Genomic DNA, 14,828 nt, shown 5'->3' on the forward strand with positions numbered 1-14,828 from the left:
CATGTGGTGGCTCTACCTGTACGTCGGCCTCGCGACCGCCGGCCTGCTCGTCCTTGGTGTCCTCGCCGTCCGCGTGTACGCCGAGGTGCGCGGCCTCGCCCGGCAGGTCGGGCGCAGCGGCGACCGGCTGCGGCAGGCTTCGCAGGAGCTGCGGCGCGCCGCGGAGCCACTGGCGCGCGGCGCCGGCGAGCTGTCGCGCTGAGGGCGCCGTCCCGCCGGCGGTGCCCCAAAACGCCGGGTAGGCGCCCTTCGGCGCACCCTCGTCCTCACCCGTCCGGGAAGGTACGCTGCTGACGCGGCCCCAGGAGAGCGCGGCGGGGGCGGCAACGGCAAGGACGCCGGGGGATTGCCAGGCGTTTACCCCCGCAGGTTACGATCGCTGGCAGAGCGGACACCGTGTCCACGGACCCGGAGCCCGCTGCTCAAGAACCCATGCCGCCTCGGTGAGAAGGTAAAGCTTATGTTCGGCAGGCTCGGCGCCCCTGAGATCATCCTCATCCTTGTCGTCGTTCTGCTGCTGTTCGGGGCCAAGCGTCTTCCGGACATGGCCCGCGGCCTTGGGAAGTCGATGCGCATCCTGAAGAGCGAGGCGAAGGCCATGAAGTCGGACGACGCGGCGGCCCCGCAGGCGCCGGCCGACGCGCCCGCCGACGCCCAGACCGCGCCGAAGACCATCCAGGCCGCGCCCGGTGACGTCAACAGCGCCCGCCCGGTCTCCGAGACCCAGCAGCCCCGCCAGACGCAGAGCTGACACGACGGCACAGGTACGGGCCGCCGGCGGGGACGCCGGCCACCGCGTGAGATGAGGACCTGGGTTGCTCAAGTCTGCCCGCAGTAAGCCGTCGAAGGACCCCGAGGGGCGTATGCCCCTCGTGGAGCACCTGCGCGAGCTGCGCAACCGGCTCGCCAAGAGTGTGCTCGCCATCGTCGTCGTGGCGATAGTGGCCGCCTTCTACAGCCAGCAACTCCTGGAGTTCCTGGCCTCCCCGGTACCCAAGTGCGGTCCGGGGGTCGTCAGCAGCGGCGGCAACTGCGCCATCGTCACGTTCGACTCGCTGACGGCGCCGTTCGCGCTCACGATGCAGGTCTGCTTCATGGCCGGCGTCATCGGCGCCAGCCCGGTCTGGCTGTACCAGCTGTGGGCCTTCATCGCCCCCGGCCTGCACCGGCACGAGCGCAAGTACACCTACATGTTCGTGGGCGCGGCGCTCCCGCTCTTCCTGGGCGGCGCCTTCCTCGCGTACAAGATCATGCCGGTCAGCATCAAGGTGCTGATCAGCTTCACGCCCGAGGGCTCCTCCAACCTCCTGAAGCTCGACGGGGTGCTGGACTTCACCATCCGCATGGTGCTGGTCTTCGGCCTCGCCTTCGAACTGCCACTGCTCCTGGTGATGCTCAACCTGGTCGGCATGGTCAGCGGCCGCCGCATGGCGGGCTGGTGGCGGGGCGTGGTCATGGGCGTCTTCGTCTTCGGCGCCGTCGCGACGCCGACCACCGACCCGGTCAGCATGATCGCCCTGTCCGGTCCCATCGTCGTCCTCTACTTCGGCGCGGTCGCCTTCTCCCTGGTCAACGACCGGCGCCGGCGCTGGCGCAACCCCGACGCCGACCTTTCCGACGACGAGGCCTCCGAGCTGGACCTCACCCCGGAATCGATCGACCCCGGCGAGCGCGTCTCGGCCTCCGTGCCCGAGCAGGCAGGACCCGTCGAGGACGGACGCCGCTCCGGCGACTTCGACGACGCGACCTGACGCCGCGGAACCCCGCCGCGGCCCCGCCCGGACCATCCGGGCGGGGCCCCGGCGTCATGGGGCGCAGGCGGCCGTCAGCCGTCGGAAACCCGTCCCGGGCCGGGATCCTTCCTGGCCGGGACGTGCCCTTCCGTAGGCCCGCAGGATGATCAGGACCCCTCGGGAAGAGGCGGTGCCGGTGATCTCGACGGCTCGGCTACCGCGCGGTAGGGTCCGCCCGTGACCAGCGAGATCACCCTCGTCGCCAACCCCACCGCGGGCCGCGGACGGGGCGCGCGCGCCGCGGGACCGGCCGCGGACGCGCTGCGCCGCGCGGGCTTCGGCGTGCGCACCGTCGTCGGCACCGACGCGGCGGACGCCCTCGCGCGGGCCCGCGAGGCCGTGGCGGACGGCACCGACGCGCTGGTCGCGGTCGGCGGCGACGGCATGGTGTCGCTGGCCCTGCAGGCCGTGGCCGGCACCGGCACGCCGCTCGGCGTCGTCGCCGTCGGGACGGGCAACGACTTCGCGCGGGCGACCGGACTGCCGATCCGCGAGCCAGCCGCGGCCGGGGAGGCCGTCGCGCGGGCACTGAAGGAGGGGCGCGTCCGCGAGATCGACCTCGGCCGCGTCGGCGGACGCTGGTTCGGCACGGTCCTCGCCTCCGGCTTCGACTCCCGGGTCAACGACCGCGGCAACCGGCTGCGCTGGCCCAGCGGGCGGCTCCGCTACGACGTGGCGATGCTGGCGGAACTGGCCGCCCTGCGCCCCATCCCGTACCGGATCACCCTCGACGACGGCGCCGAGACGGAGATCGAGGCGACCCTCGTCGCCGTCGGCAACGGCACCTCGTACGGCGGTGGCATGCGGATCTGCGCCGGAGCCGAACTCGACGACGGGCGCTTCGACGTCTGCGTGGTCGGCCCGTGCAGCCGCAGCACGCTGCTGCGCGTCTTCCCCCGGGTCTACCGCGGCACCCACCTCGGACACCCGGTGGTGACCGTGCACCGCGCCGCCGCGATCACCCTCGCCGCCGACGGCATCACCGGGTACGCCGACGGGGAGCCCCTCGGCCCCCTGCCCCTGACCGCGCGGACCGTACCGCGGGCGCTGCGGCTGCTCGTGCCGCGGTAGCGAGCGTCGAGCGCGTCGCGCCCACGCCGTCGCGCGCGGCGCGGCAGGCCGCCTCGGCCCCGGCGCACCGGGCAGGCGCGGTCGGCGGGCGGCCGGTCACCGGTTCGCAGCGGCTCTCCGCCCGCGCCCGGTGAGCCCCTCGATCGCGGCCGGTCGCCTGGCCCGGCACGACCCGCTCCCTGACGCCCGGGGATTCCCGCGGGCCCGCACTCCGGTGGTCGCGCTGGTCGGGGGGCCGTGGCGCGTCGGCCCAGGCCGGCCCGGCGGCGACCGTCCGCCTCCCTCACGCCCGGGGTACGCGTGGCACCCGCACCCCGGCGCGCGCAGCCGCGGGGTACGCACCCCGCTCGGCGGAGGCCGCCGGCATCGGTGACGGGGGGAGCCGAGGGGGGGGCTCAGGCGGCCCCGGCGGAGCGGAGGGCGTCGACGGCGAGGGCGAGGTCGACCAGCTCGCGCGGGTGCGTGAGGCGGCGGCCGGTGAGCAGTTCGAGGCGGCGCAGGCGGTTGAGGACCGTGTTGCGGTGGCAGCCCAAGCGCGCGGCGGCGGCGCGCGGGGAGCCGTCGCACCCCATCCACGTGGCGAAAGTACCCAGCAGGGACTCGCGTTCCTCGTCGGGCAGCCCCCGCAGCGGGCCGAGGACGCGCTCGGCCAGCTCGTCGGCGAGCTGCCGGTCAGCGGCGGCCACGACCGCCGGCATCCGCTCCTCCCACAGCGCCACCTCGCCGTCGCGAGAGCACGCGGGCAGCGCGAGTTCGGCCAGGGTCAGGGCCCGGTGAAGTCCGGCCAGGCCGTGTACGACCGGGCTGACGCCCGCCCGCAGTCCGGGCACGGCGCCCAGCAGCGCGGCGAGCGCCCCGGGGGAGCGGTCGCCGAGCAGGACGACCAGGACCTCGCCGACGCCGCGGGGCACCCGCAGCACCCGGCTGCCGACGCCCACCGGGAAGGCGTCGTCGCCGGGCGTGCCGCAGACCGAGGCGCGCACGCTGGTCACCGCGACGACGAAGCGGCCGTCGCCCGGCACGCCCAGGGCCTGGGCGGCGGCGCGTACGCCGAGGCTGTCGGTGCGTCCGTCGAGCAGCGCGTCCAGCACGCGGGCCGCCCGCCTGCCGTCGCCGGCCACGCCCTCGCCCAGCGTCGCGCGGTAGGCGTCGGCCAGGATCGCCGCCGTACGCTCGCGGAACCCCCACATCCGCGGGGCGATCCGCACCATGAGAGGGATGTCGCCGGGGCGGTGCGCGGCGACGGTGTCGACGAGCTCCTGCCACACGACCGCGCCACCGACGGCGAAGACGTGCGTCAGCAGTTCCAGCGGCATGCCCTGCCCGGCCTGGCGGCGGCCGGCCTCGCGCAGGTACCGGGCCGCGTCCGCGTCGCGCTCCGGGGCGACGAGCCGGTCCAGGTGCATGGTGATCATGGTCGCGAAGCCGTCGAGGGACCAGTCGGGGTCGTCGACGTGGTCCACGAAGCCGGGCGCCTCGGTGTGCAGCCGGGCCATGACCCGCTCCGACAGCTCGCCGACCCGGTCCTTCATCCGCAGCGCCGTGGTGCGCAGCAGTTCGCGGGTGGCTTCGTCCCGTGGCAGCGCCCGGTCCGTCATCGGGGAGTCCCGGGGATGTGTGCCGCGGTGACGCGTTCAGCGTCCAGGGCCAGTGCCAGGTGCACGACGTCGCGTGGTCGCGACGTGGAGCGGCCGGTGACTTCCTCCAGCCGGCGCAGTCGCCTGCGCACGGTGTTGGGGTGGCAGAACAGGGCGGCGGAGGCCTTCTCGGCGGAGCCGCTGGCGTCCAGCCAGGCCTCCAGGGTCTCCAGGAGCACGGCGGCCTCCGCGGCCTCCACGTCCCGCAGTGCGCCCAGGACGCCGGCGGCGACCTCGGTCGCGACGTCCGGACGGCGGGTGAGCAGCCCGGCCGGGTAGCGGCGGTCGAGGACGGCCACCTCGCCGTCGCGGGTGCAGGTGCGCAGCGCGAGCTCGGCGCGTTCCCTGGCGTGCCCGACCGCGCCCAGCCGGTCCACCTCCGGGCTCAGGCCCGCCCGTGTCCCGGCGGGCACCTCCAGCGCGGCGGCGAAGTCGCCGAGCGCCAGGTCGCCCAGGTCGGCCAGGAGCACCTCGCAGCCGACCGGGAAGGCCCGGTGCACCCGCACCCCGGCGGGCACCCCGGTCCGCCGCCGTACCGGCAGCGGGGACCCTGTCGCGCCGCGTACGACGGCGACCGCGAAGCGGCCGTACTCGGGCAGGCCGAGGGCGTCCGCCGCCTCCGCGAGGCCGGGTGTGTCCACTCGTCCGGCGAGCAGCCCCTCCAGTGCCCTGCGGCCGCGCTGCTGGTGGAACGTCACCTCGCCCCGGGCCCGCAGATAGGCGTCGGCCATCAGCCGGCTGTCCCGCTCGAACAGGTCCCAGACCTCCGCGGCGGCGCGGGCGATCAGTTGTGTCCCCCCGGGCCTCTGGGCCTCCCAGGCCCGGACCAGCGCCAGCCACAGCACGTCCCCGGCCGTACGGCAGGCGCCCATCATCGGCTCCAGCGGGAAGCCCTGCCACGCCCGGCGTTCCCCGACCCACGACAGGTACTCGGCGGACACCGCGGAACGCCCGGGGTCGGCGAGCGAGTCGAGGACGGCGGCAACGGACCCCTCGGTCTCCGCCAGGAACCCGGACGGAGCCAGCGCGGGCTCCCGGTAGGCCGGGTGCCGGTCCCGGATCCGCTCGACGATGTGCGCCGCCACCGGCGCCACCTGCCCGCGCACCTGCAGCGCGGCTGCCCTGAGCACCTCGCCGTGCTCTCGCCCGGTGGCGCCCGCGATGCCCGCGGTGCGCACCGCACGCGTCGTCGCGGGGGTGGCCATCGGTGTTCCTCTCGGCTCTCCGGGCGCCAAGCCCGGTGTGGGCACCGGTACGGGCATTCCTACCGGCTGGTAGCCCGGCCTTGGAAGACAGTTGACGTAAACGTGACCGCAATCCGGACAGAACCCACACATCACCGAACACGCGACCGTGCGGGAGGTGCCGGCGGTGCCACCGCACAGCCGGGGCCGGCGGCCGTTGGGAGCCGCGACCAGAAACGCCCCCGCCCCTCGCAGGACCGCCCGTCATCTCTTCCCATGGAGCTCCGCACCGCCGGCCCCGGACGGTGTGCCCCGGACGACGGCCCCCGGCCGACGCCCACGGCGGCCCCCCGCGGTCCCACCCCTCCAGGAGCAAGCACACCGTGACCCCGAAACAGCGCCTCAGGTCCGCCGTCGTCCTCACCGCCGCCCTGGCCTGCGTCCTCACGGCCTGCGGCGGGGACACGGGCAGTTCCGCGGGCGACGGCCCGGTCGACGCCAACGGCGTGCGGACCGGGCCCGGCGTGACCGACTCCACCATCACCCTGGGCGTCCTGACCGACCTGTCCGGCCCGTACGGCCCGCTGGGCCGCTCCGTGCTGCAGGCCGAGAGGCTCTACGCCGACCAGGTCAACGCCAGGGGAGGGGTGTGCGGCCGCAAGCTCAAGCTGCTCGTCCGCGACCACGGCTACGACGTCGAGACGGCCGTCGGCCAGTACCGGGAGATGGAGCCGAAGGTCGCCGCGATGCCGGGCCTCCTCGGCTCGACGATCATCAACGCCCTGCTCGACAGCATCGAGATCGACGACCTGATGACGACGTCGCTGGGCTACTCCTCGGCCCTGCTCGGTCAGCCCGCCCTGACGATCATCGACGCCACCTACGACGTCGACATGATCAACGGATTCTCGTACCTGGCGGACACCCAGGGCCTGCGGCGGGGCGACCGGATCGGCTTCATCTACCTCGAGGGCGACTACGGGAACAACGCACGGCGCGGGGCCAGGTTCGTCGCCGACGAGCGCGGCATGACCCTCGTCGAGAAGAAGGTCGGGCCGACCCGCAAGGACCTCTCCGAGGAGGTGCGGGAACTCGGCGAGGCCGGCGTGAAGGCCGTCCTGATCAGCACCAGCCCCCCGCAGACCGCGTCGGCGGTCGGCGCCGCGGCCGCGGGCGGGCTCGACGTGCCGTTCCTCGGCAGCGCCGTCGGCTACGACCCGCGGCTGCTGGAGACCCCCGCGGCGCCGGCGCTGCTGAAGATGCTGCAGCTCGTCGCCCCCACCCCGGCGATGACCAGCGACACCGCCGAGGTCAGGAAGCTCGTCGCCGACTACCGGCGCCGCTACCCGGGGGACCCGCTGGACCAGGGACTGGAGACCGGGCACAACACGATGGCCGTCGCCGTCCAGGACCTGAAGTCGGCCTGCGAGGCCAAGGACCTCAGCAGGGCGGGCATCATCGCGGCGCACCGCCGCCAGAAGCGGTTCGACCCCGGGCTGGGCCCGGTCCTGGACTTCTCCGACCCGTGGCGGCCGAGCGCGACCCAGAGCTACATCGTCAAGCCGGCGCAGGGCGTGCCCGGCGGTCTGGCCGGGGTGAGGGACGCCTTCAGGGCCCCGGTGCTGGAGAAGTACCTCGCCATCCTGTGAGGTCCCCGGCGCGTGGCACATCGCGGGTGGCACGGGGGCGGGCGGACGCGACACGCCCGGCCCCCGTGCCGTGGGTTTTGCTTCGGCAAAAAGATCATGTCGACTGTCAGCGCGGCCCGGTAGTCTCGTTTTCAAGATGAACGACGAGATGTCTCCCGCCGAGCGGTACGCCGCGTCCCGGCTCCGGGCCGCGGAGCAGGTCACCGCACTCGCGGGCTTTCGCGAGCTGTACGACTTCGGCCTGGACCCCTTCCAGATCGAGGCCTGTCAGGCCCTCGAGGCCGGCAAGGGCGTGCTGGTCGCGGCGCCCACCGGTTCCGGCAAGACCATCGTGGGCGAGTTCGCGGTCCACCTGGCCCTGCGCGAGGGCCGCAAGTGCTTCTACACCACCCCCATCAAGGCGCTGTCGAACCAGAAGTTCACCGACCTCGTCAAGCGCTACGGCGCCGAGCGGGTCGGCCTGCTGACCGGTGACAACAGCGTCAACGGTGACGCGCCGATCGTGGTCATGACCACCGAGGTGCTCCGCAACATGCTGTACGCGGGCTCCCAGGCGCTCGACGGCCTCGGCTACGTGGTCATGGACGAGGTGCACTACCTCTCCGACCGCTTCCGCGGCGCGGTCTGGGAGGAGGTCATCATCCACCTCCCGCAGTCCGTGACCCTGGTCTCGCTCTCCGCGACCGTCTCCAACGCCGAGGAGTTCGGCGACTGGCTCGACACCGTCCGCGGCGACACGCAGGTCATCGTCTCCGAGCACCGCCCGGTGCCGCTGTGGCAGCACGTCCTGGCCGGCCGCCGGATGCACGACCTGTTCGAGGAGGAGCAGGGGACGGGCCCGGGCACGCAGCGCGCCGTCAACCCCGACCTGGTGCGGCTGGCCCGCATGGAGAACCAGCGCGCCTTCAACGGCCGCGACCGGCGCGGCGGCAAGATGCGCGAGGCCGACCGCGAGCGGGAGCGCCGCCAGCAGCGCAGGATCTGGACGCCCAGCCGTGTCGAGGTCATCGAGCGGCTGGACGCGGAGGGGCTGCTGCCCGCGATCACGTTCATCTTCAGCCGGGCGGGCTGCGAGTCGGCGGTGCAGCAGTGCCTCTACGCGGGCCTGCGGCTCAACAACGACGAGAACCGGGCCAAGGTCCGCGCCATCGTCGAGGAGCGCACCAAGTCCATCCCCGACGAGGACCTGAACGTCCTCGGCTACTTCGAGTGGCTGGAGGGCCTGGAGCGGGGCATCGCCGCGCACCACGCCGGCATGCTGCCGACCTTCAAGGAGGTCGTCGAGGAGCTCTTCGTCAAGGGCCTGGTCAAGGCCGTCTTCGCCACCGAGACCCTGGCGCTGGGCATCAACATGCCCGCCCGCTCCGTGGTCCTGGAGAAGCTCGTCAAGTGGAACGGCGAGACCCACGCCGACGTCACCCCCGGCGAGTACACGCAGCTGACCGGCCGCGCCGGACGCCGGGGCATCGACGTCGAGGGCCACGCGGTCGTGCTGTGGCAGCGCGGCTTCGACCCGGCCCACCTGGCGGGCCTGGCGGGCACGCGCACCTATCCGCTGCGCTCCTCCTTCAAGCCCTCGTACAACATGGCCGTGAACCTCGTCGGCCAGTTCGGGCGGCACCGCTCCCGGGAGCTGCTGGAGACCTCGTTCGCGCAGTTCCAGGCCGACCGCTCGGTGGTCGGTATCTCCCGCCAGGTGCAGCGCAACGAGGAGGGCCTGGAGGGCTACCGGTCCTCCATGACCTGCCACCTCGGTGACTTCGACGAGTACATGTCGCTGCGCAGGCAGCTGAAGGACCGCGAGGCCGAGCTGTCCCGGCAGGGCGCGAACCAGCGCCGGGCGGCCGCCGCCGACGCGCTGGAGAAGCTCCGCCCGGGCGACATCATCCACGTCCCGGCGGGCAAGTTCGCGGGTCTGGCCCTCGTCCTCGACCCGGGCGTGCCCGCCGGCCGCAGTCCCGCCCACCACAACCGGCACGACCAGTTCCACCACGACGGCCCCCGCCCGCTGGTGCTCACCGCGGAGCGGCAGGTCAAGCGGCTCGCGCAGATCGACTTCCCGGTGCCGGTCGAGGCCCTGGACCGGATGCGCATCCCCAAGTCCTTCAACCCGCGCAGCCCCCAGTCCCGGCGGGACCTGGCCTCGGCCATGCGCTCCAAGGCCGGCACGGCCGGCATCGCGCCGCAGCGGCAGCGCCGCCAGCGCTCGGCCGCCGCGGACGACACCGAGATCGCCCGGCTGCGCACCGAGATCCGCGCGCACCCCTGCCACGGCTGCGACGACCGCGAGGACCACGCCCGCTGGGCCGAGCGCTACCAGCGGCTGCAGCGCGACACCAAGCAGCTCGAGCGCCGCATCGAAGGCCGCACCAACACCATCGCCCGCACCTTCGACCGCATCTGCGCCCTGCTGACCGACCTCGGCTACCTCAAGGGCGACCAGGTCACCGCCGACGGCCGCCGGCTGGCCCGGCTCTACGGCGAACTCGACCTCCTGGCCAGCGAGTGCCTGCGGGACGGCGTCTGGGACGGCCTCGGCCCCGCGGACCTCGCCGCCTGCGCGTCCGCGCTGGTCTACGAGTCCCGCTCCGCGGACGACGCCCTGCCGCCGCGGCTGCCCTCCGGCAACGCCAAGCAGGCGCTCGGCGAGATGGTCCGTATCTGGGGCCGCCTCGACGCACTGGAGGAGGACCACCGCATCAACCAGGCCGAAGGCGTCGGCCAGCGCGAACCCGACCTCGGTTTCGCCTGGGCGGCCCACCGCTGGGCCTCGGGGCACGGCCTGGACGCGGTGCTGCGCGACGCCGACATGCCGGCGGGTGACTTCGTGCGCTGGACGAAGCAACTCATCGACGTCCTCGGCCAGATCGCCGACGCCGCCCCCGACGCCAGCCCGGTGCGCCGCAACGCCCGCAAGGCCGTCGACGGACTGCTCCGCGGCGTCGTGGCCTACTCCTCGGTGGGCTGACCGCCGCGGCGCGCCCGGCCGGATCCCCCCGGAGGCCAAGGGGTGGGGGAGCGCGGCCGGGGCACGGCGGGGGCCGTCGGGGGAGTCGGGGAGTTCTCACACCTCGGTCTCCACGGTCGCGCCCCGCACGCGCCCTTGGGTCCGAACTCGAAGGGCGCGCCGGGGCGCGTCGCCGACGGCCGGCCCGGCGATCGCGCCCGCGGCCGATTCCCCATGGTGTGTCACTTCCCGTTCCCGATCCGGGACCCACGGCGAGGACGGTCCGGTGCGTCGAGGCGTCCTGTCTCTTTGTCGACGAATAGTGAATCGTCTCACACCCGACGCCTGACGGATTGTGACCATGTGCCGGTGAGCCGCACGCTTCCGTCATCTGTCGGTGGGATCGGGGGCGTTGATGGCGGAGTTGCGGTGCACGAACGAGTCGTGCGGGTCGACGCGGGTGCAGAGCCTGCAGCTGTTCGAGGCGACGGTCGAGCCGGGTTCACCGTTGAAGGCTGATCTCGGACGGCCGCCGAAGGCCGAGGGCGCCTTCGCTTGGCCGCTGGGACTGCTCCTGTCGGGGTTGGCGCTGCTCGTGTCCGGCGCGGTCCTCGCCGGGCTGCTGGTGGCCGTCGTCGGCGTCGTGTGGGGCCTGCGGGAGCGGGACAGGGTGGAGGCCGCGAAGCGCGCGGACGAGGAGTGGCAGCGGAAGATGATCTGCCTCGTGTGCAAGAAGTCGTTCGTTCCTGCGGCATAGCCCCGGGCGGCCGGGGAGATGACCTTGTCGGATGTCCGGCGGGGGCGCCGGGATGTTCACATCCCCGGCAGCTGTTCCTGCTCGACGTCGAAGCGTCCGATCCGTGGTGCCGTGTCGAGTCCGTGTTTCCGCCGGCAGCCGCGGCCCCGGCCCCACAGCCGGGCGTCGTGCGCGGTGAGAGGCCGGTGGCAGTCGGCGCAGAGCACGATCGGGCGCTCCTGCGGCGGCTGCCCGTCGGCCGACAGGCCGGGCAGGGGTGACGGCTCGGGCGCGGTTTCGGCCATACGGCCAGTGTGGCAGCGCCGAACACCGTGGCCGGTGGCCGGTGCCGCCTCATCCGCGGCGGCGCGCTGCTGCTGGTCGCGGTCGCCGCCGTCCGGCTGTCGACCTGGACCTTCCGCTCGTACCAGAAGTCCGTTTCGAGACCGGTCCGGTCCGGGCCGGACCCGGCCGGGACGGTACGACGGCGAGGTGTGACCCGGCGGCGGGGTCACGCCTCGCCGTCGTACGCGACGTCAGGAAGCGAGCGCCCGCGGCGTCTCCTGCTCCTCCTCGATGCGGCGGTTCCACTCGGGCTTGGAGGCCTGCCAGCCGTCCTCGTCGTGACCGGTGCGCCAGTAGCCCGAGATCGACAGCCGCTCGCGCGGTACGCCGAGTTCGACGCGCAGCAGGCGGCGGAGCTGCTTGACGAAGCCCGCCTCGCCGTGCACGAAGGCCTGTACGTCACCCGGCGGGAACTCCAGGCCGGCCACGAGGTGGACCAGGGCCTCGCCCACCCGGCCGGAGCCGCGGTGCACCCAGGTGACCTCCGCGTCGCCGGGAGTGGAGAGTTTCTGCTCCTCCTCCGGTCCGGAGACCTCGAGGAACACCCGGGCGGGAGCGCCCTCGGGCAGCCGCTCCAGCGAGGCGGCGATCGCCGGCAGCGCGCTCTCGTCGCCCACGAGCAGATGCCAGTCGGCCGTGGAGTCGGGGGCGTAGGCGCCGCCGGGGCCGAGGAAGAGCACCTCCTCGCCGGGCTGGACGCGCGCGGCCCACGGGCCGGCCAGGCCCTCGTCGCCGTGGTACACGAAGTCGACCGTCAGCTCGCGCGCCTCCGCGTTCCACCGGCGCACCGTGTACGTCCGGATACGCGGCCACTGCTCGCGGGGGAAATCGGCGCGGATCCGCTGGATGTCGAACGGCTCGGGGTAGCGCACGCCCTCGGCCGGGAAGAGCAGCTTGATGTAGTGGTCGCTGTACTCGCCCACGGGGAACCCCGTGAGGCCCTCACCGCCGAGCACCACGCGGATCATGTGCGGGGTCAGCCGTTCCACGTGCTGCACCCACGCCCGGTTGAGCTGCGGCTTCCTGCGCACCGGACGGTCTGCCATGAGCACACTCCTCGCATCAAGTTAGGCAAGCCTAACTCATCTGTCCCGTCCTGTGCAGCCTCGGTCTCGGAAAGATCACGAGATTCTCGAACACCGGTTCCGGTCCGCGGTTCTCCGATTTTGATGGGACGGACGTGATCAGACGCCACCCCGGAGGGCGCACATGGGACCCGACACCGACACCGCGATCGGCGCGGGACCCCGCGGGGTGCCGCTGCTGGGGAATCTCCCGCAGTTCGCCAAGGACCCGCTCGCCTTCTTCACCGCGCTCCGCGAACGCGGGACCGGACAGGTCACCTGGGCCATGGGCCGCACCCCCGCGCGCTTCCTCAATGATCCCGCACTCATCGGGGAACTGCTCTCGGCCCGCGAGTCCACCTTCTCCCTGCCCGACCTCGGCTGGTCCTTCCGCTACCTGATGGGCGAGGGGGTCGTGGTGGCCAAGGGCGCCGACTGGCGCCGCAAACGGTCCCTCGTCCAGCCCTCGGTACGGCCCAGGCAGGTGCGCGCGTACGCGGCGACCATGGCCGACTGCGCACGGGAGCTCGCCGGGCGCTGGAGCGGGGGCGAACGGATCGACATCCGCCGCGAGATGACCGGCCTCACCCAGCGCATCGCCGTGCGGACCGTGTTCGGCACCGACGCCGCCGTCCGCGAGGAGGTCATCGGCCGCTGCATGGACATCGCCCAGCAGCAGATGGGCGCCGAGTTCCGCGGACTGGGCGCGATGCTGCCCGACTGGTTCCGCACCCCGGGCCGGATCCGCTTCAAGGCCGCCGTCGACACCCTCGACGCCGAGGTCGCCCGGATCGTCGCCGCCCGCCGCGAGGCGGGCGCCGAACGCGACGACCTGCTCAGCCGGTTGCTGGCAGCCGTCGACGAAGAGGGCCTCCCGCTCACCGGCAAGGAGATCCGGGACGAGACCGTCACCCTCTACAACGCCGGCCATGAGACCACCGCCACCACCCTCACCTGGGCCTGGTACCTGCTGTCCCGCAACCCGCGGGCGCGCGCGGCCCTCACCGAGGAACTGGACCGGGTCCTCGGCGGCCGCACCCCCGGTTTCGACGACTACACGCAACTGCGCTGGACCGAGGCCGTCGTGAAGGAGACCCTGCGCGTGCGGCCCACGGTCTGGCTCAACCTGGCCGTCGCGGAGGAGGGCGCCACCCTGGGCGGCGAGCCCGTCCCGGCCGGCACCCAGGTCTGGATCAGCCCCTGGGCCACCCACCGCGACCCGCGCTGGTGGCCGGAGCCCGAGGAGTTCCGCCCCGAGCGCTGGCTGGACGGGGCGCCCGACGCGATCACCGACCACACCTGGTTCCCCTTCGGCGGGGGCACCCGGGCCTGCCTCGGGGCGCGCTTCGCTATGGTCGAGGCGGTGATCGTGCTGGCCACGCTCGGCAGCCGCTTCCACCTGGACACCGGCGACGAGGAGGTCCGCCCCACCGTCGGCCTCACCCTCCAGCCCGACCGCGACGTGCTCGCCGTCACCCGGCCCGTTCCGGCCCCAGCACACTGAGCAGCCGCTGCAGCGAGCCGCCCAGCCCCCAGCGCTCGGCCAGCGCGGCCAGCTCCTGCGGATGGCGCGGCTCGCCCGGCAGCTCCGGCCTGAACTCCGGCAGCGGCACGTCGGAGGCGACCCGTACCACCTTGGGCGCGACGGCCACGTAGGCCCCCGCCTCCTGCAGCCGCTTGCGCTGCGCCGGGGTGACCTTCGACGCGGGGTCGTGGGCGGCGGCCATGATCCCGGCGAGGTCGCCGTACGCCTCCAGCAGCTTCGCCGCCGTCTTCTCACCGATGCCCGGCACCCCCGGCAGGCCGTCGCTCGGGTCGCCGCGCAGCAGCGCCAGGTCCGCGTAGCCGGGGCCGTCCACGCCGTACTTGGCGCGCAGCCAGGCCTCGTCCACCGCGTCGAGCGCGCCCACGCCCTTGACCGGGTACAGCACCCGCACCCCGCGGGCATCGTCCACCAGCTGGAACAGGTCGCGGTCGCCCGTGACGATGTCCACCGGGCCCGGCGCCAGCCCCGTCAGGGTGCCGATCACGTCGTCCGCCTCGTACCCGGCGACACCCACCCGGGCGATGCCCAGCGCGTCCAGCACCGCCTCGATCACCGGGACCTGGGGCGACAGGGTGTCCGGGACCTCCTCGACGTCCGAGCCGCCGGGCACCTCCTCGGCGACGCGGTGCGCCTTGTACGAGGGGATCAGCTCCACCCGCCACTGCGGCCGCCAGTCCGCGTCCATGCAGGCCACCAGGTCGTCGGGGGAGTGGTCGGCGACCAGGCGGGCGATGAAGTCCAGCAGCCCGCGCACGGCGTTGACCGGCGTGCCGTCCGGCGCGCGCACCGAGTCGGGCACGCCGAAGTACGCGCGGAAGTAGAGGCTGGCGGTGTCCAGGAGCATCAGGCGTCGAGT

Annotated in this window: 13 protein-coding genes; 8 read left to right on the forward strand and 5 right to left on the reverse strand. The window is 73.8% G+C overall.

Annotation, left to right across the window (positions count from 1 at the left end; translation table 11 throughout):
• The first annotated feature begins 1 nt into the window (after position 1).
• The 4 genes from AC3EUJ_RS08805 (at position 2) to AC3EUJ_RS08820 (ending at position 2,864) form a co-directional block, all read left to right on the forward strand.
• Positions 2-202, forward strand: coding sequence for a hypothetical protein (locus AC3EUJ_RS08805; protein WP_431960468.1), 201 nt, complete (start codon positions 2-4; stop codon positions 200-202).
• Between the two features lie 258 nt (positions 203-460).
• A complete protein-coding gene (tatA, locus tag AC3EUJ_RS08810) occupies positions 461-751 on the forward strand; it encodes a Sec-independent protein translocase subunit TatA (RefSeq protein ID WP_431960469.1) in 291 nt (96 codons plus the stop codon).
• Between the two features lie 112 nt (positions 752-863).
• Positions 864-1,751 carry a twin-arginine translocase subunit TatC gene (tatC, locus tag AC3EUJ_RS08815; protein ID WP_431960470.1) on the forward strand — a complete coding sequence of 296 codons (888 nt, stop codon included), beginning with the start codon at positions 864-866 and terminating at the stop codon, positions 1,749-1,751.
• A gap of 219 nt (positions 1,752-1,970) precedes the next feature.
• Entirely contained in the window at positions 1,971-2,864 is an 894-nt protein-coding gene (locus AC3EUJ_RS08820) for a diacylglycerol kinase (RefSeq protein WP_431960471.1), read from the forward strand.
• 395 nt (positions 2,865-3,259) lie between these two features.
• Here AC3EUJ_RS08820 and AC3EUJ_RS08825 read toward each other — a convergent pair whose 3' ends face one another.
• Both AC3EUJ_RS08825 and AC3EUJ_RS08830 read right to left on the reverse strand, forming a co-directional pair.
• Positions 3,260-4,462 carry a PucR family transcriptional regulator gene (locus tag AC3EUJ_RS08825; RefSeq protein WP_431960472.1) on the reverse strand — a complete coding sequence of 401 codons (1,203 nt, stop codon included), beginning with the start codon at positions 4,460-4,462 and terminating at the stop codon, positions 3,260-3,262.
• Positions 4,459-5,706 carry a helix-turn-helix domain-containing protein gene (locus tag AC3EUJ_RS08830; protein WP_431960473.1) on the reverse strand — a complete coding sequence of 416 codons (1,248 nt, stop codon included), beginning with the start codon at positions 5,704-5,706 and terminating at the stop codon, positions 4,459-4,461. The genes AC3EUJ_RS08825 and AC3EUJ_RS08830 overlap by 4 nt, the downstream gene beginning before the upstream one ends.
• A 362-nt stretch (positions 5,707-6,068) precedes the next feature.
• On the opposite strand from AC3EUJ_RS08830, the gene AC3EUJ_RS08835 reads away from it, so the two are divergent.
• From AC3EUJ_RS08835 to AC3EUJ_RS08845, 3 genes are all read left to right on the forward strand, one after another.
• Complete coding sequence (locus AC3EUJ_RS08835; protein ID WP_431960474.1) at positions 6,069-7,334, forward strand: ABC transporter substrate-binding protein; 1,266 nt, start codon at positions 6,069-6,071, stop codon at positions 7,332-7,334.
• Positions 7,335-7,470: 136 nt separating this feature from the next.
• Positions 7,471-10,302, forward strand: coding sequence for a DEAD/DEAH box helicase (locus AC3EUJ_RS08840; protein ID WP_431960475.1), 2,832 nt, complete (start codon positions 7,471-7,473; stop codon positions 10,300-10,302).
• A 394-nt stretch (positions 10,303-10,696) separates the two neighbouring features.
• Positions 10,697-11,038: a hypothetical protein gene (locus AC3EUJ_RS08845; RefSeq protein ID WP_488180951.1), complete on the forward strand. Its 342-nt coding sequence runs from the start codon at positions 10,697-10,699 to the stop codon at positions 11,036-11,038.
• A 56-nt stretch (positions 11,039-11,094) separates the two neighbouring features.
• Here the strand turns inward: AC3EUJ_RS08845 and AC3EUJ_RS08850 are convergent, their stop codons facing one another.
• Both AC3EUJ_RS08850 and AC3EUJ_RS08855 read right to left on the reverse strand, forming a co-directional pair.
• Positions 11,095-11,322, reverse strand: a complete 228-nt coding sequence (locus tag AC3EUJ_RS08850) for a DUF6011 domain-containing protein (protein ID WP_431960477.1) — start codon at positions 11,320-11,322, stop codon at positions 11,095-11,097.
• Between the two features lie 231 nt (positions 11,323-11,553).
• Positions 11,554-12,408, reverse strand: a complete 855-nt coding sequence (locus AC3EUJ_RS08855; protein WP_431960479.1) for a siderophore-interacting protein — start codon at positions 12,406-12,408, stop codon at positions 11,554-11,556.
• Between the two features lie 163 nt (positions 12,409-12,571).
• Here AC3EUJ_RS08855 and AC3EUJ_RS08860 point away from each other — a divergent pair, with 163 nt between their 5' ends.
• Positions 12,572-13,930 (forward strand): cytochrome P450, encoded by a 1,359-nt coding sequence (locus tag AC3EUJ_RS08860; protein WP_431960480.1) that lies wholly within the window; start codon positions 12,572-12,574, stop codon positions 13,928-13,930.
• Here AC3EUJ_RS08860 and AC3EUJ_RS08865 read toward each other — a convergent pair.
• Positions 13,899-14,816 (reverse strand): 5'-3' exonuclease, encoded by a 918-nt coding sequence (locus AC3EUJ_RS08865; RefSeq protein ID WP_431960633.1) that lies wholly within the window; start codon positions 14,814-14,816, stop codon positions 13,899-13,901. The two genes, AC3EUJ_RS08860 and AC3EUJ_RS08865, sit on opposite strands and share 32 nt — an antisense overlap.
• Positions 14,817-14,828: the final 12 nt, after the last annotated feature.

The organism is Actinacidiphila sp. bgisy160 (assembly GCF_057707815.1).